Origin of the sequence: Bacteroides sp. AM23-12 (assembly GCF_003434395.1) — a bacterium.
In the GTDB taxonomy this organism is placed as follows: Bacteria; Bacteroidota; Bacteroidia; order Bacteroidales; family Bacteroidaceae; genus Bacteroides; species Bacteroides thetaiotaomicron.
This window is the reverse complement of record NZ_QTLF01000006.1, coordinates 54,047-69,557: the sequence shown is the minus strand read 5'-3', so window position 1 is coordinate 69,557 and position 15,511 is coordinate 54,047. Positions and strand designations below refer to the sequence as shown.

General features: G+C 42.4%; 15 protein-coding genes and 1 riboswitch. Of the genes, 10 read left to right on the top strand and 5 right to left on the bottom strand.

Annotated features, from left to right (window positions below; genetic code table 11):
- Positions 1-295: 295 nt before the first annotated feature.
- Positions 296-1,606, top strand: coding sequence for an aspartokinase (locus DW640_RS08085; protein WP_055298627.1), 1,311 nt, complete (start codon positions 296-298; stop codon positions 1,604-1,606).
- Positions 1,607-1,639: 33 nt separating this feature from the next.
- On the top strand, positions 1,640-2,440 hold the full coding sequence (locus tag DW640_RS08080; protein WP_117577798.1) for a pyrroline-5-carboxylate reductase: 801 nt from the start codon (positions 1,640-1,642) through the stop codon (positions 2,438-2,440).
- Positions 2,441-2,693: 253 nt separating this feature from the next.
- On the opposite strand, the gene DW640_RS08075 is transcribed toward DW640_RS08080, so the two are convergent.
- A complete protein-coding gene (locus DW640_RS08075; RefSeq protein ID WP_008761168.1) occupies positions 2,694-2,918 on the bottom strand; it encodes a winged helix-turn-helix domain-containing protein in 225 nt (74 codons plus the stop codon).
- A 312-nt stretch (positions 2,919-3,230) separates the two neighbouring features.
- Between DW640_RS08075 and DW640_RS08070 the strand changes: the two genes are divergently transcribed.
- Positions 3,231-4,088: a GyrI-like domain-containing protein gene (locus DW640_RS08070; protein ID WP_117577796.1), complete on the top strand. Its 858-nt coding sequence runs from the start codon at positions 3,231-3,233 to the stop codon at positions 4,086-4,088.
- A 122-nt stretch (positions 4,089-4,210) separates the two neighbouring features.
- Here DW640_RS08070 and DW640_RS08065 read toward each other — a convergent pair whose 3' ends face one another.
- From DW640_RS08065 to DW640_RS08055, 3 genes are all read right to left on the bottom strand, one after another.
- Entirely contained in the window at positions 4,211-4,576 is a 366-nt protein-coding gene (locus DW640_RS08065; protein WP_011108047.1) for a VOC family protein, read from the bottom strand.
- 94 nt (positions 4,577-4,670) lie between these two features.
- Positions 4,671-5,474 (bottom strand): helix-turn-helix domain-containing protein, encoded by an 804-nt coding sequence (locus DW640_RS08060; RefSeq protein WP_048692083.1) that lies wholly within the window; start codon positions 5,472-5,474, stop codon positions 4,671-4,673.
- A gap of 146 nt (positions 5,475-5,620) precedes the next feature.
- On the bottom strand, positions 5,621-6,490 hold the full coding sequence (locus tag DW640_RS08055) for a hypothetical protein (RefSeq protein WP_117577794.1): 870 nt from the start codon (positions 6,488-6,490) through the stop codon (positions 5,621-5,623).
- A 530-nt stretch (positions 6,491-7,020) separates the two neighbouring features.
- On the opposite strand from DW640_RS08055, the gene DW640_RS08045 reads away from it, so the two are divergent.
- From DW640_RS08045 to pncB, 4 genes are all read left to right on the top strand, one after another.
- Positions 7,021-7,959, top strand: a complete 939-nt coding sequence (locus tag DW640_RS08045) for a DUF1848 domain-containing protein (RefSeq protein WP_008766262.1) — start codon at positions 7,021-7,023, stop codon at positions 7,957-7,959.
- Between the two features lie 383 nt (positions 7,960-8,342).
- Positions 8,343-9,122 (top strand): SDR family NAD(P)-dependent oxidoreductase, encoded by a 780-nt coding sequence (locus DW640_RS08040; protein ID WP_008761163.1) that lies wholly within the window; start codon positions 8,343-8,345, stop codon positions 9,120-9,122.
- 149 nt (positions 9,123-9,271) lie between these two features.
- On the top strand, positions 9,272-9,544 hold the full coding sequence (locus DW640_RS08035; RefSeq protein ID WP_176702621.1) for a hypothetical protein: 273 nt from the start codon (positions 9,272-9,274) through the stop codon (positions 9,542-9,544).
- An 83-nt stretch (positions 9,545-9,627) separates the two neighbouring features.
- Positions 9,628-10,797, top strand: a complete 1,170-nt coding sequence (pncB, locus tag DW640_RS08030; protein WP_016269635.1) for a nicotinate phosphoribosyltransferase — start codon at positions 9,628-9,630, stop codon at positions 10,795-10,797.
- Between the two features lie 212 nt (positions 10,798-11,009).
- Here pncB and DW640_RS08020 read toward each other — a convergent pair whose 3' ends face one another.
- Complete coding sequence (locus DW640_RS08020) at positions 11,010-11,333, bottom strand: thioredoxin family protein (protein WP_008761158.1); 324 nt, start codon at positions 11,331-11,333, stop codon at positions 11,010-11,012.
- A 192-nt stretch (positions 11,334-11,525) separates the two neighbouring features.
- Positions 11,526-11,732: riboswitch (cobalamin riboswitch) on the top strand.
- A gap of 135 nt (positions 11,733-11,867) precedes the next feature.
- Between DW640_RS08020 and accC the strand changes: the two genes are divergently transcribed.
- From accC to DW640_RS08005, 3 genes are read left to right on the top strand one after another with little or no spacing between them, the layout of a single operon-like run.
- Complete coding sequence (accC, locus tag DW640_RS08015) at positions 11,868-13,379, top strand: acetyl-CoA carboxylase biotin carboxylase subunit (protein WP_008761157.1); 1,512 nt, start codon at positions 11,868-11,870, stop codon at positions 13,377-13,379.
- A 20-nt stretch (positions 13,380-13,399) separates the two neighbouring features.
- Positions 13,400-13,909: an acetyl-CoA carboxylase biotin carboxyl carrier protein subunit gene (locus DW640_RS08010; protein WP_008761156.1), complete on the top strand. Its 510-nt coding sequence runs from the start codon at positions 13,400-13,402 to the stop codon at positions 13,907-13,909.
- Positions 13,910-13,929: 20 nt separating this feature from the next.
- Complete coding sequence (locus tag DW640_RS08005; RefSeq protein ID WP_113748213.1) at positions 13,930-15,465, top strand: acyl-CoA carboxylase subunit beta; 1,536 nt, start codon at positions 13,930-13,932, stop codon at positions 15,463-15,465.
- Positions 15,466-15,511 lie beyond the last annotated feature (46 nt).

Genomic DNA, 15,511 nt, shown 5'->3' with positions numbered 1-15,511 from the left:
GCTATTCGTTGAGCGTAGCTATATGCAGAGTTTCATAAATAATGGATATACTGTCAGTTCATTAATCACGCTACAAAGATAGTCATTTTTATTTCATCTCCTAATATGGTATGGTATTAGCAGATTACATCTAGGAATGGACTGCTACAGAAGCAGGAATAATGGAATTAATAATTTGATTCTGAACAACATACCTGATAATCAAATAGCAGATCGATGGTAACAGACCATCTCTATTTGAAAAAAGGCATATCATTTTGAAAAAGATCAGTAACCAATAAATTATCAGATAACAATGAAAGTTTGCAAATTTGAAAAAATGAAAGAAGAGGATGAAATCAGGCAAGTAATCAATTACATCCTAAAGGAACATCCTTACGTAGTTGTGGTTCCGACACTGACGCAACTACAAGAATGGCTGCAGGATATTTCTATCAGCTGGTTTCATGAAGAAGACAGTGCTTCGCATACAACAATCAATAATATCGAAGAATATTGCCGTACACTGGCAGATCACCTCATAACAGATTTGCCACTAAATACGGATATAAAGAAATATATCCGGGAATGTATCGAAAAGATGCACAAACTGGTGGAAGACAAAGCCGATTTATTAATTGATAAAATAATAAAAGCCGAAATATACCGGTTATCCGGAGAATTGTTTGCCTGCTGCCTGCGTCAGTATGGACTGAATGCCCGCACATTGGATACCGGTACTTTTATGCAAATGAATCTGGAAAGGAAACCGGATATCCCCTACATTCAGGAATCTATCAGGCAGTATATCAATGAGAATCGGGATACTGACATTTTCATCGCTCCCCTTTCCTTATGCAAAAATGTATATGGCGAAATTGATTTCATGAATGAGAAGCGTAATGATTATTATGCTACCGTACTCGCCAGCATATTCGAAGCAGACGAAATCATTCTGTCAACCGAACTCACAAATATCTATACCAACCGGAACTGTGCCAGGGAACAACATTCTCTGACCTACACCGAAGCCGAACAGTTGATTAACAGTGGAGTACACTTAATTTATACAGACTGTATCACTCTTGCAGCCCGTTCCAATATCGTTATCCGCTTAATAGACACCCATGATCTGGAAACAGAACGGCTCTACATCTCTTCCCATGATACGGAAAGCAGTGTTAAAGCCATTATTGTCCAAGACTCAGTGACGTTTGTACGCTTCACGTCATTGAACGTCCTGCCCGGCTATTTACTCATGGGCAAATTACTGGAAGTCATTAATAAATATCAGATAAACGTTATCTCAATGGCCTCATCCAATGTTTCTGTCTCCATGATTCTGACAGCCAGTCGTGATACCCTGCGAATAATTCAAAGAGAACTGCACAAATACACAGAAATGGTCGTTGACGAAAATATGTCCGTAATACATATCATAGGATCACTTCATTGGGAACGTACACAACTGGAAAGTAACATCATGGAAACAATCAGGCATATCCCCATATCACTGATTTCTTATGGCGGCAGCGATCATTGTTTCACAATATCAGTTCACACGGCTGATAAGAAGCAATTACTCAATTCGCTGTCACAGCGTTTTCTTGAAAGACTTTCAGCCTGATTAACAAAGTAATAAATACAAATCCATAAAAACATGAAAATTACAATTATAGGAACCGGAAACATAGGGAGCGCAGTTGCTGCCTGTCTGGCAAAAGGACATCTCTACAACGAAAAAGATATTATCATTTCGACCCCTCATACAGACAAGCTAGAAAATCTGCACAAACAATTTCCTGCGATACGCATAATGACAGAGAATCAGTATGCCATATCGGAAGCCGACATTATTATTCTGGCTGTCAAACCATGTATAGTAGACGAAGTATTATCTCCGTTACGATTCTCACGCACCCAAATCCTGGTTTCACTGGTAACCGGAATATCCATTTCTCACCTGGCACATTTATCGGAAACCGAAATGCCTATATTCCGGGTTGTTCCAAACATCGCCATTACGGAACATTCGAGCCTGACCCTGATAACTTCACGCAAAGCCGGCAAAGAACACCAGCAACTCATAAAACAGACATTCGAAGAAGGAGGAAAGTGTTTGTTCGCAGAAGAGAAACAGCTGGATATCATTTCTGCATTAACTTCCAGTGGAATCGCTTTCGCATTAAAATATATTCATGCAGCCATGCAAGCCGGCATAGAATTGGGTATCTCCGCTGAAGATGCAATGCGAATGACGGCATATAGCATGGAAGGAGCTACAGAACTGATCTTAAATCACAATACCCACCCGCTGTTAGAAATAGAAAAAGCAGCCACTCCCGGTGGAGCCACCATTAAAGGATTGAATGAACTGGAGCACAGGGGATTTACTTCCGCCGTTATCCATGCCATAAAAAGTAGCGCCACAGTATCGACCGATAAAGAGACTGAAGAATAGGCAAACGATCCCCTAAATTTTCACACACATAATTTCGCACTAATATAAAGTATATATTTTTCATATAAAGAAGAAGATACTAACAGCATTATTATACGTTTATTATACATTAAAAAGAGTTACCCTATACACAGAGTAACTCTTTCTAAATTCAGTTCTTCAGGTTCAGATTTAACTTACGATACTTTATATCAACAATTCTTTACTTATAAGTTAATGGAACTTCAAAGATGTTCACGAACAGCATTCTTTATTATCCAAAGCTAAAAGGGAAAGTGCTTTCATCAGATAAAGCAATTAATCCATTTTTCCGCTGGATACAAATTTTGTTCTCTCTCGCCAGCCAACCGGCGGCTAATGCTGTACTCTCTACGCTAAGGTTTAATCTTCTCGCCAATTCTGGTATCGAAATTTCACCAATTTCTTTCAGGGCACCCCAGACCTTGCCGGCATTATTCCCTACTACTCTTTTATCCATGGCTATTCTCTATTAATAATTCGAAACTAAGATAGCGATTTTAATAACAGTTCACAACATATTATCTTGTTTTATTTAACAGATTGACATTATTTAAAGATTCAAAAAAGAATCGGGTTCAAACAGTTAAATATTCGGTCATGTTTTATACTAAAGCACCATTCTGGAATACTCAAAATCATCAAATAAATTCATAGCATAACTAAAAGAGAATCAACAGGTTTTATTAAAAAAAATGAATAATAGCAATATCGGACAAGTTCGTTCCCTTTTTTACCAATACCTTTGCGAAGTGAAATACCAAAAGAAGTTATGCAACAGAAGAAAACAACCAAAGAAGAGTATCAAAAGTGCGTAAATGTTGTGGTGGAATATATCAATCAACATTTAGGAGAAGACATTGATTTGAAATCGCTGGCCAAGATATCAAACTTTTCTCCTTTTTATTTTCACCGGATTATGAAAGCATTCCTCGGTGAACCGATCGGTACCTTTATTGTCCGGACGCGGACAGAAGCAGCCGCACGTTTATTGCGCTATTCGGATATTCCAATTGCCGATATTGCCTATCGCATCGGATATTCATCCCCTTCTTCTTTGTCGAAAGTGTTCAGACAGTTTTATGGTATTTCTCCTTTAGAGTATCGAAACAATAAAAACTTTGTAATTATGAAACCAGCGATTATCAGACCAGACCTGGAACTGAAAAGTGAAATTAAGAGTATACCTGCACGCAATGTTATTTATATCCGCTTGTCCGGTGACTACAAACTGAATGACTACGGTGGGACATGGGGACGTCTGTGGCAGTTCATCAAAGAACAAAAACTGCCAATGGGAGATTTCAGCCCGCTCTGCATCTATCACGACGACCCCAAAGTGACACCAGCCGAGAAATTGCGCACCGATGTATGTATGGTGATGCCCGTACAGGTAGCTCCCAAAGGAGATGTAGGATTCAAGACACTTCCGGCAGGACGTTATGCAATCTTCTTATATAAAGGTCCGTATGACAATCTGCAAGCGGTATACGATACTATCTATGGAAAATGTCTGCCCGAAATGGAATGTACGCTACGCGATGAGCCCAGTGCCGAACGCTATCTGAACAATCCGTGCGAAACCGCTCCCGAAGAACTGTTGACAGAAATTTATATTCCGGTAGAATAAGAAGGATTTAAAAATAAATGAGACTGCATATCTTTAGGAATGCAGTCTCATTCTACTTTCGCTCATCATTACCCATCAGAGGGCAACTACGCCGGACAGATAATCTTCCTCTCTTTTACCTGTTATTTATCAGCGTAAAGCCCTACCCTGTTTCCCTCGCTATCCGCAAACAAGGCAAACCAGCCTCTGCCCTCTACTTCGATTTTCGTCTTGGGCATCATGATTTTTCCACCTTTCCGAAGGACTTTTTCCAATGTCTGATCGATGTCTTCACAATTAAAAGAGATAATCACTCCTTTTTCCGAAGGAAGATAATCGGGAGCATGAAAAATAGCTCCGACCGTTTCACCTTCTTCTGTGAAACACGCCATCTTCTCCTCTTCACATTCAAAAACCGGAAGCTGTACCCCAAACACTGTTTCATAAAAATCGACAGCCCGGTGAAAATCAACTGTAGGAATCTCAAAAAATGCAATAAACTTTTTCATTTCGTTCTTTTTTTATGGTTACTATTGAGCCTTTGCAAAGACACTGCAAAAGTAAGGGATGCCACAAAGCTCTGATAGGAAAAAAAAGACATTTTCAAAATTCCGAGAAGTAATCAGAATAAGGAGCACAAACAGAAAGATATTCTGCAGGCGTATAACCGGAAAATAGTTTGAATTCCTTGATCATGTGGGACTGATCGGAGTATCCACATTCATAGGCCACTTGTACAAAAGGCAAAGTCACATCCTGTTGCAACAGAAATAAAGCACGTTGCATACGCACAATACGAAGATATTCCTTGGGAGTCGTACCGACATGATCGGCAAAAACACGTCCGAACTGCTTGCTACTCAAACAAGCCGCCTCCGACAATTGAGGAATATTTATCTGTGGTTGAAGATTGATTTCCTGAAAGACAGCAGACATCCTCTTCAGATTATACTCGGAAAAAGCATATAAACGACGAAGAAAAAACTGCTCTATCAGACGAATACAGACTATATTATCAGAAGTATCAGTGACTTGCTTCGCCAAATCCGATAGTTCGACATCTTCCACTTCATCCATCGCTACATCTTTCCCATGAAACAAGTGAACGGGAATGTGGAGCAAGGCTTTCGCTGCATAAGGTTGAAAAACAACCGTAATCATCTCTATCCTACCCGTCGACAACACATCGGAGAATCCGATCGACTGTCCGCAAATAAAAGACTGTGGCTGCAACTTTAAATCATTCTGCAGGAAGAGCTGTTTCCCTTTATGAAAAACAAGCTGCATACAACCGATGGGGAAAGTCCGTTCGGAAACAGAAACTGCTGCATCATCCTGCAATATCCAATAATGGCGGATGTAAGGCGATAGCACAGGAACGGGCTTTATAATCTGAAATGACTGCATATGGCAAAGATATCACTTTTTTAATTATGGAAGCAAAAGTAGAGAGTCTCTTTGAATCTGTATTGTAAAAAAGAGACATTCTGACAAAAAAGAAGCTGCCCCATTATAGAATCACGAGACAGCCCTACCAAAAACCGTATTTATTTTCAAATAACAGAAAGCCCGTATTCATAGGCTTCTGACATCGCCTGATATTCTTTGTCCGAATATGCGCCTTTACTTCTTGCCTTCTGCATATCATTCATAAAGGACTTAACGGTAGAGAGGAAACTCTGAAAATTCTTCAGTTCTTCATCATAACCGGTAACAGCCGGAATTTTTTCCGCAGCCTTCAGTTCCTTCTCCAGTTCCGCCATTTTCAAATCAATCCGTACTCCGTCCATTGCATGTTTGCGGGAATACAAATTCATTATGCTCTGCACCGTGCCTGACATCTTGCGCATCGCCATTATCTGATCTTTCAACGGCTCATCAGCCAAAAGTTCACTCTCCGCTTGTTCGGTCAAAGGACTTAGGATATCAAAAATCACTTGCTTATACTCGGACAGTTCTACGCTCAACTTATAGTTTTCGTCCAGAAGCTGAGCCGTTTTTGCTGTATCTTTCGACTTCTTATAAGCAAGAAATTTATTGAAGTTATCATAGAACTGTGTCCGCACATTAAACAATCCGGCATAATTCTGCTTTAGATTCTGACGGACTTCAGGATTAAAATAGTCTCCCGGGTCCAACAATTCCGCTGTATCACGGGCAGCTATTTCCAGAGGTGCAATCGGTTCAACTTCAGGCACTTTCCCAGTCTGTTCCATGTACCCCAACACAGCGTTTATATCTTTCGCATTAGCCACATGCCTCAATACAGCGAGCGACATATGATAATAATTGATCACCTTACTGGCATCATCCAATTCCTCCGTACTTTCCGAGGATACAGTCTGCTTTTTACTTCCTCCCGAACAGGAAGACAACAGCAAAGCACCGACCAGTGCTCCAAACAATAAAAATTTCTTTTTCATAATGTTCTCCTTATTAGTTACTTTCCGTACTATAACAATAAAAAACGATTTTTGTTATGTACAAACAATAGGTATCACATACACTTACAACGGTGGAAAAATTCAAGATGCTATTAACGATGATTAAAGAATAAACAATTATCGACGTATAAAAACAAAAAATGGCTACTCATCACGAGCAACCAATCTTTTGTTAACCTTAAATCTAATACTTATGAAAAAAACACAGTACAAATATACCACCTTTCAAGTAAATAGCAAATTTCAGAGCCGAATCGGACGATAATATAACACGGTTTAATATTCTCGGAAGCGCATTAACATTTCAGACTTTTCATGTTAACATTTAACATATTCATTCACAGTTCCTGCTTAAAGAGATTCTTGAAAAAGCAACTAAGTCCGCTTTTTCCTCTCATCTCTTATTAAACCTTTATCAGTATGCTCTATTCTCCCATCCATCCGTTCTATTGATTATTTTTCATCACGGAATTATTGCAATACAACCAATTTTACCGTAACTTTGAAATATGATAATTAGCGCCAGCCGCCGGACAGATATTCCGGCATTCTATTCGCAATGGTTCTTCAACCGGATTAAAGAAGGATACGTGTTAGTTCCCAATCCTTTTAATCCTAAAATGATCAGCAAGGTCAGCTTACATCCTGCTGTGGTAGATTGCATCGTGTTCTGGACCAAGAATCCTGCTCCGATGATTGATAAACTGGATCATCTGCAAGACTACAAATACTACTTTCAGTTCACCCTCAATCCTTACGGAGAGAAATTAGAAAATAATCTGCCGTCTATCGACAAACGAATAGACATATTCAAACGCCTTTCGGATAAAATAGGAAAAGAGAAAGTGATCTGGCGCTATGACCCGATACTGACTAACGAGGAATATGACGTTTCTTTCCATAAGGAGGCATTCGCCCAAATTGCCTACGGACTTAAAGACCATACCGAAAAGTGTATGCTGGGATTTATTGACCATTACCAGCATATCCGCACCGCAGTCGGCCAGTTCAACATACAGCCGTTGCGAAAAGAGGAGATTGAAGAAATAGCCGTCTCTTTCAGGAATACCATCAACGAATATCCTGCTATCCAACTGGATACCTGCACCTCCAAAGTTGATCTGAGACATTTGGGAATCCCTGCCGGACTGTGTATCGACAAAGAACTGATCGAAAGAATCACCGGCTACCCCCTCCTTGCCAAAAAAGACAAAAATCAGCGGAATGTCTGCAATTGCATTGAAAGTATCGACATAGGCACTTATGAAAGTTGCCTCAACGGATGCATCTATTGTTACGCCATCAAAGGCAATTACAACAGTGTGGAATATAACACTAAGAAACATGACAGGAATTCGCCTTTACTGATCGGGCATCCGGCAGAAGATGATGTAGTGAAGGAACGGGAAATGAAAAGTCTGCGAAACAATCAATATTCATTATTCTGAATCACGCCCGGACTCCAAATAATTCCTTCGCATAAGAGCAAAAAAAAGGCTATCTATCCCAGACAGCCAATCTTTGTTAACCTTAAATCTAATACTATGAAAAACACAGTACAAAGATACGGACTTTTGCCTCATCTCCAAATTTTCCGGCTAAAACGGGATATCTTATAACATGGTTTAATAGAATCAGAACCGCATTAACAAATAAGCAACTTCATGTTAACATTTAGCAGTCTTCTTAAATATTTAACCCATAAAACTGGATGAGATGCAAAAGTTTTCGAATCTGTTGCCGATTCCTATTAATAAGAGTTTACAGGCAACAACAAATCCATTCATTAGCTGTTAATTAGAGGAAGGTAATCATCAAATTCTCAACATATATGAAAAGATTTGAAAACAAAGTAGTCGTCATCACCGGTGCTGCCGGTGGCATTGGCGAAGCAACCACACGCCGCATCGTCTCCGAAGGAGGAAAAGTAGTCATCGCCGATCATTCGCAGGAAAGGGCCGACAAGCTTGCCGCCGAACTCACTCAAGCAGGGGCCGACGTGCGTCCCATCTATTTCTCCGCTACCGAACTCCAAAGCTGTAAAGAACTGGTTGATTTCGCCATGAAGGAATACGGTCAGATAGACGTACTTATAAACAACGTAGGCGGAACCGACCCCAAACGTGATCTGAATATTGAAAAGCTGGATATCGATTACTTCGACGAAGTATTCCATCTGAACCTTTGCTGCACGATGTATCTTTCTCAGCAGGTCATTCCCATCATGACCACTCACGGAGGCGGAAATATCGTAAACGTAGCATCTATAAGCGGACTGACAGCCGACGCCAATGGCACTCTCTACGGAGCCAGCAAAGCAGGTGTCATCAATCTGACTAAATATATCGCCACCCAAATGGGAAAGAAAAATATCCGCTGCAATGCCGTAGCACCGGGACTGGTTCTTACCCCTGCCGCACTGGACAATCTGAACGAAGAAGTACGCAACATATTTCTGGGACAGTGCGCCACGCCTTATTTGGGAGAACCCGAAGACGTTGCCGCCACCATTGCATTCCTGGCCTCCAACGATGCACGATACATCACTGGACAGACGATTGTGGTAGACGGCGGCTTAACCATTCACAATCCTACCGTTGAATTATCATAAATATACCCCGGACAGTACATCCTGCTTTTTATCATAAGAACGATTGGCTATCAAAAAGTATCTTACTCTTTGCTAATAAAGCCAGATGTACTGTCCATTTATTCTCTTTTTCATCCCCTCTCTTTCAACATACTCCAAAACAGTTCTTCATGACGCGACCAAAGAAACTTACTCCCTATCTGGAATGCAACATTGGTGGCTCATTGGCGGCTGCCAAAGAAACCAATGGCGGATTTTATCTTTCCCCGTCTGTAGGAGCACAAGTAAAGCTCACTCAAAAATTAAAAATGAATATTGCCTTAAGCTATGAAATACAGCAACTGGAAACGCTGAAACAGCGGACCGATGAATATTTCCATACCGAATTCAAGGAAGAACTGTCTCACCACTCCATCACCCTAAAAGTGGGATTAACTTACTAAAGAAGGAATTATTGCCAATTAATCAGTAGGATTGTCCAACAAATGCTAACTTTACGACGTTTTACATATAAAGAATAAACGGTATGATTGTAAGAACACTGCTGGATACAGACCTCTATAAGTTTACCACCTCGTACGCTTATATCAAATTATTCCCTTACGCAATGGGTACTTTCAGCTTCAATGACAGAAACGAAACTGAATATACCGAAGAATTTCTGGAAGCGCTCAAAAGCGAATTCAGCAACCTCAGCCGGTTGAGGCTTACGGAAGAGGAACTGGAATACATGACACGCAATTGCCGGTTTCTTCCGAGAGTCTATTGGGAATGGCTGTCTTCTTTCCGTTTTGATCCGGACAAGATCGATATTCATCTGGACACAACGGGCCGGCTGCATATTGAAGTCAGCGATTTTCTTTATAAAGTCACACTGTATGAAGTACCGCTGCTTGCCATCGTATCCGAAATCAAAAACAAGTTTTTCGGCAACATACCCGATATGAGCGAGATACTCTGCAAATTGTCGGAGAAAGTGGAATTGTCCAATCAGCATCAGCTCCGCTTCTCGGAGTTCGGCACGCGGAGAAGATTCTCAATCGACGTGCAGGAGACGGTGATCAAACGTCTGAATGATACGGCCAAATACTGTACCGGAACTTCCAATTGCTACTTTGCCATGAAGTACGGCATGAAAATGATGGGAACTCATCCGCATGAGTGGTTCATGTTTCATGGGGCACAGTTCGGATATAAGCACGCCAACTATATGGCGCTCGAAAACTGGGTAAATGTATACGACGGAGATTTGGGCATTGCGCTGTCCGACACTTATACTTCAGGAATATTCCTGAGCAATCTCAGCCGCAAGCAGGCCAAGCTATTCGACGGAGTACGCTGCGATTCTGGCAATGAATTTGATTTTATTGATAAACTGGTAGCCCGCTATAAAGAACTGGGCATTGATGCCACTACCAAAACAATCGTCTTTAGCAACGCTCTCGACTTCACGAAGGCACTGGAAATTCAGGAATACTGCAAGGAGAAGATTCGCTGTTCCTTCGGAATCGGTACCAATCTAACGAATGACACAGGATTTGCCCCTTCCAACATTGTCATGAAACTCACGCAATGCAAAATGAATGTCAATCAGGAATGGAGAGAATGCATCAAACTATCGGATGACGAGGGAAAACATACAGGCAGTCCGGAGGAAGTACAGGCTTGTCTGTACGAACTAAGGCTGGCGAAATAAAGACCGCTCTGAACAGAAAGCCGGGGTACGGGCATAAAAAAAGGAGCAACGCCTTGCTCCAACCTTTGTTAACCTTAAATCTAATACTATGAAAAACACAGTGCAAAGATACGTACTTCTGTGTTATTAGCAAATTATCCAAATAAAAAAGTATGTTTTATAACACGATTTAAAACTTTCATAGAAAAACATCCCTTTTTATTAATACTTTTTCAAGATTTAAACTCTTTGACCGCTCTTCCCAATCTTTCCAGCGTCAGTTCACCGGATTGTCTCCAGAGCTGTTCACCTTTTCTGAAAAGAATGAATGTGGGAGTGGATTCAATGGTATAGAAATTAGCGAGATCACTTTCCTCGTCTACGTCCACCTGTACTACCTCGACTATCCCTTCCATCTCTTTCTTGAACTCTTTTATCAAAGGCTGCATACGCTGGCAGTGAGGACACCACGTTGCATAAAATTCTGCCATTACCCAGTCATCACCCGCCAGTTTCTCTCTGTTTCTCGTATCACGAGCTATTTTCTTTTCTTTCATATCGATTCTCCTTTTAATTAATTAGTGGGAGTCTTAACAATACAAAAAGAGGAAGGTTTAACGCATAAACATTAATACACAGAGATTTAGTTCTATTGGAAAAGTAAAGGAGAGGAAATATCTGCCGGAGTATTCATTGCACAAAACTGAAACTTTCGTGCAAAAACAGAACACAGTATTCAATATTTATTTATCTTTGCCCCCCGAAATGGTTCGGAGTCCGTGTCCAACGGATGACGATTAAAAGGGAATCGGGTGTAAATCCCGTACAGTCCCGCTGCTGTGAAGCTCTATACAATGTCTTATTAATGAACTAATTTATCGCCACTGATGTTATTTTGGGAAGGCACTATAAGACAAGAGTCAGTCAGAAGACCTGCCACTTCGCGTAAAGCGTTCTTCTGCCTCGTGGGTTAGGAGAAAGAACATCATTTGTTAAGCCCCAAATCAAGAAAATACTGTGTTTCTGTCGGATGGACTATGTCTGTGAAGATGGGAAGGCATTAAATAAGTATGTACTTAATTGAGTAAAGTATGATAAAAAAAATCTTAGTAGCCAATCGCGGTGAAATTGCCATAAGGGTGATGCGCTCCTGCCGGGAGATGGAGATAACGAGTATCGCAATTTTCTCCGAAGCAGACCGGACCGCGAAGCACGTGCTCTATGCAGACGAAGCTTATTGCGTAGGACCGGCAGCATCCAAAGAGAGTTATCTGAATATAGAAAAAATCATCGAAGTGGCAAAGGAATGCCATGCTGACGCTATTCATCCGGGATATGGTTTCCTGTCCGAAAACGCGACTTTCGCCCGACGCTGTCAGGAAGAAAATATTATTTTTATCGGACCGGACCCCGAAACGATGGAGGCAATGGGCGACAAGATATCCGCCCGTATTAAAATGATCGAGGCAGGGGTCCCTGTCGTTCCCGGCACACAGGAGAATCTGAAAAGTGTGGAAGAAGCCGTAGAACTCTGCAACAAGATCGGTTATCCGGTGATGCTGAAAGCATCTATGGGCGGCGGCGGAAAAGGTATGCGCCTTATCCACAGTGCGGAAGAGGTGGAAGAGGCTTATACAACTGCCAAGAGCGAGTCACTTTCTTCTTTTGGCGACGATACCGTTTACCTGGAGAAGTTCGTGGAGGAACCTCATCACATTGAATTTCAGATTCTGGGTGACAAACACGGAAACGTGATTCACCTGTGCGAACGCGAATGTTCCGTACAGCGCCGCAACCAGAAGATTGTGGAAGAGACGCCATCGGTTTTCGTGACTCCCGAACTGCGTAAAGATATGGGTGAAAAGGCGGTAGCCGCGGCCAAAGCGGTCAACTATATCGGTGCAGGCACGATTGAGTTCTTGGTCGACAAGCATCGCAATTATTACTTCCTCGAAATGAACACCCGTCTGCAAGTAGAACATCCGATAACGGAAGAAGTGGTCGGAGTGGACTTGGTGAAAGAGCAGATCAAAGTTGCCGACGGACAAGTGCTCCAGCTGAAACAGAAAGATATCCAACAACGCGGCCATGCCATCGAATGCCGTATTTGTGCCGAAGACACGGAAATGAACTTCATGCCGAGCCCGGGAATCATCAAGCAGATTACAGAACCGAACGGAATCGGTGTTCGTATCGACAGTTACGTTTACGAAGGATATGAAATCCCGATCTATTATGACCCGATGATCGGCAAACTGATCGTATGGGCTACTAACCGCGAATATGCCATCGAACGGATGCGCCGCGTACTCCATGAGTATAAACTGACAGGGGTAAAGAACAACATCAGCTACCTGCGTGCCATCATGGACACTCCGGACTTTGTGGAAGGCCATTACGACACAGGCTTTATCACCAAGAACGGCGAGCATCTGCAACAATGCATCATGCGCACCAGCGAACGTGCCGAAAACATTGCCATGATTGCTGCCTACATGGATTATCTGATGAATCTTGAAGAAAACAGAGGTGACGCAACGGACAACCGTCCCATCAGCAAATGGAAAGAATTCGGTTTGCACAAAGGTGTACTTCGTATCTAAACTAAAAACAGCATTCAATTATGGAAATTCATATAGGAGACCGCGTAGCGGAAATAGAGCTCGTCAGCAAGGAAGACAATAAAGTGGTACTTACCATTGACGGAAAACCGTTTGAAGCAGATGTTGTGATGGCCGAAAATGGCACCTGCAATATTCTGATGGACGGTCGCAGCGCAAACGCACAACTGATTCGCCGCGAAAACGGTAAAAGCTATAAGGTAAATACGCATTATAGCAGTTTCAATGTTGAAATCGTGGACAGCCAGGCAAAGTATCTGCGTATGCGCAAGAAAGGCGAAGACGAACAGAACGACCGCATCACTTCCCCAATGCCGGGAAAGGTGGTGAAAATCCCTGTTACGGCAGGACAGGAAATGAAAACGGGAGATACCGTCATCGTCATCGAAGCCATGAAAATGCAGAGCAACTACAAAGTGACTTCAGATTGCCGCATCAAGGAAATTCTGGTTCAGGAAGGCGACAACATCACCGGTGACCAGACATTAATAACATTAGAGCCGATTGTATAATACTAAAAACGGATTGCATCATGGAAGAAATAAATAAAGCATACGCCACGTTCCAGGAACGTGACCGCATCGCTTCCCTCGGTGGGGGCGTGGAAAAGATTGAAAAGCAACACGAAAGCGGAAAGATGACTGCCCGCGAACGCATCGAAATGCTGCTCGACAAAGGTACTTTTGTTGAACTGGACAAGTTGATGGTTCACCGCTGCACCAACTATGGCATGGACAAAAACAAGATTCCGGGAGACGGCATCGTATCCGGTTACGGAAAGATTGACGGGCGCCAGGTATTTGTTTATGCCTACGACTTTACAGTCTACGGAGGTTCACTGTCTGCTTCGAACGCGAAAAAGATTGTGAAAGTGCAGCAACTGGCATTGAAGAACGGTGCTCCGATAATTGCGCTGAATGATTCCGGAGGTGCACGTATTCAGGAAGGAATTGAAAGCCTTTCCGGCTATGCGGACATTTTCTATCAGAACACAATGGCAAGCGGGGTGATTCCTCAGATTTCGGCTATTCTTGGTCCGTGTGCCGGAGGCGCCTGCTACTCTCCTGCCCTCACCGACTTCATCTTTATGGTGAAAGAAAAGAGTCACATGTTTGTGACAGGTCCGGATGTGGTAAAGACTGTGATTCACGAAGAGGTAAGCAAAGAAGAACTGGGCGGTGCCATGACACACAGCAGCAAAAGCGGTGTCACTCACTTTATGTGCAATACCGAAGAAGAACTGTTGATGAGCATTCGCGAACTACTTTCCTTCTTGCCTCAGAATAATATGGACGAAACGAAAAAGCAGAACTGTACTGACGAGACCAACCGTGAAGATGCCGTACTCGACACCATCGTCCCCGCAGACCCGAATGTACCATACGACATGAAGGATATCATCGAACGGGTAGTAGATAACGGCTATTTCTTCGAAGTAATGACTAACTTCGCAAAGAATATCATCATCGGTTTTGCACGTCTGGCAGGCCGTTCGGTTGGTATTGTCGCCAATCAGCCGGCCTACCTTGCCGGTGTTCTCGACATTGACGCCAGCGACAAGGCAAGCCGCTTCATCCGTTTCTGCGACTGTTTCAACATTCCGTTGATTACTTTCGAAGATGTGCCGGGATTTCTTCCCGGATATACGCAGGAGAACAACGGTATCATCCGCCACGGTGCTAAAATCGTTTATGCGTTTGCCGAAGCTACCGTTCCCAAACTGACAGTCATTACCCGCAAGGCATACGGTGGCGCGTATATTGTGATGAACTCCAAACAGACAGGTGCAGATGTGAACTTCGCTTATCCGAGTGCGGAAATCGCAGTCATGGGTGCGGAAGGTGCGGTAAACATCCTGTTCCGCAAAGCGGATGCAGAGACAAAAGATAAAGAACTGGAAGCCTACAAGGAAAAGTTTGCCACTCCCTACCAAGCTGCCGAACTAGGATTCATCGATGAAATCATCTATCCGAGACAAACCCGCAAACGTCTGATCCAGGCACTGGAAATGACAGAGAACAAGATGCAGACGAATCCGCCTAAAAAACATGGAAATATGCCTTTATAAGTTATAGGCGATTACCTATAATAAAAGAGACTGTTTCAGTACAGGT

What these genes read in the sequence shown, in the direction of transcription:
- DW640_RS08085 (WP_055298627.1), top strand. Translation starts at nt 296, where the DNA reads ATGAAAGTTTGCAAATTTGAAAAAATGAAAGAAGAGGATGAAATCAGG.
- DW640_RS08080 (WP_117577798.1), top strand. Translation starts at nt 1,640, where the DNA reads ATGAAAATTACAATTATAGGAACCGGAAACATAGGGAGCGCAGTTGCT.
- DW640_RS08075 (WP_008761168.1), bottom strand. Translation starts at nt 2,918, where the DNA reads ATGGATAAAAGAGTAGTAGGGAATAATGCCGGCAAGGTCTGGGGTGCC.
- DW640_RS08070 (WP_117577796.1), top strand. Translation starts at nt 3,231, where the DNA reads ATGCAACAGAAGAAAACAACCAAAGAAGAGTATCAAAAGTGCGTAAAT.
- DW640_RS08065 (WP_011108047.1), bottom strand. Translation starts at nt 4,576, where the DNA reads ATGAAAAAGTTTATTGCATTTTTTGAGATTCCTACAGTTGATTTTCAC.
- DW640_RS08060 (WP_048692083.1), bottom strand. Translation starts at nt 5,474, where the DNA reads ATGCAGTCATTTCAGATTATAAAGCCCGTTCCTGTGCTATCGCCTTAC.
- DW640_RS08055 (WP_117577794.1), bottom strand. Translation starts at nt 6,490, where the DNA reads ATGAAAAAGAAATTTTTATTGTTTGGAGCACTGGTCGGTGCTTTGCTG.
- DW640_RS08045 (WP_008766262.1), top strand. Translation starts at nt 7,021, where the DNA reads ATGATAATTAGCGCCAGCCGCCGGACAGATATTCCGGCATTCTATTCG.
- DW640_RS08040 (WP_008761163.1), top strand. Translation starts at nt 8,343, where the DNA reads ATGAAAAGATTTGAAAACAAAGTAGTCGTCATCACCGGTGCTGCCGGT.
- DW640_RS08035 (WP_176702621.1), top strand. Translation starts at nt 9,272, where the DNA reads ATGACGCGACCAAAGAAACTTACTCCCTATCTGGAATGCAACATTGGT.
- pncB (WP_016269635.1), top strand. Translation starts at nt 9,628, where the DNA reads ATGATTGTAAGAACACTGCTGGATACAGACCTCTATAAGTTTACCACC.
- DW640_RS08020 (WP_008761158.1), bottom strand. Translation starts at nt 11,333, where the DNA reads ATGAAAGAAAAGAAAATAGCTCGTGATACGAGAAACAGAGAGAAACTG.
- accC (WP_008761157.1), top strand. Translation starts at nt 11,868, where the DNA reads ATGATAAAAAAAATCTTAGTAGCCAATCGCGGTGAAATTGCCATAAGG.
- DW640_RS08010 (WP_008761156.1), top strand. Translation starts at nt 13,400, where the DNA reads ATGGAAATTCATATAGGAGACCGCGTAGCGGAAATAGAGCTCGTCAGC.
- DW640_RS08005 (WP_113748213.1), top strand. Translation starts at nt 13,930, where the DNA reads ATGGAAGAAATAAATAAAGCATACGCCACGTTCCAGGAACGTGACCGC.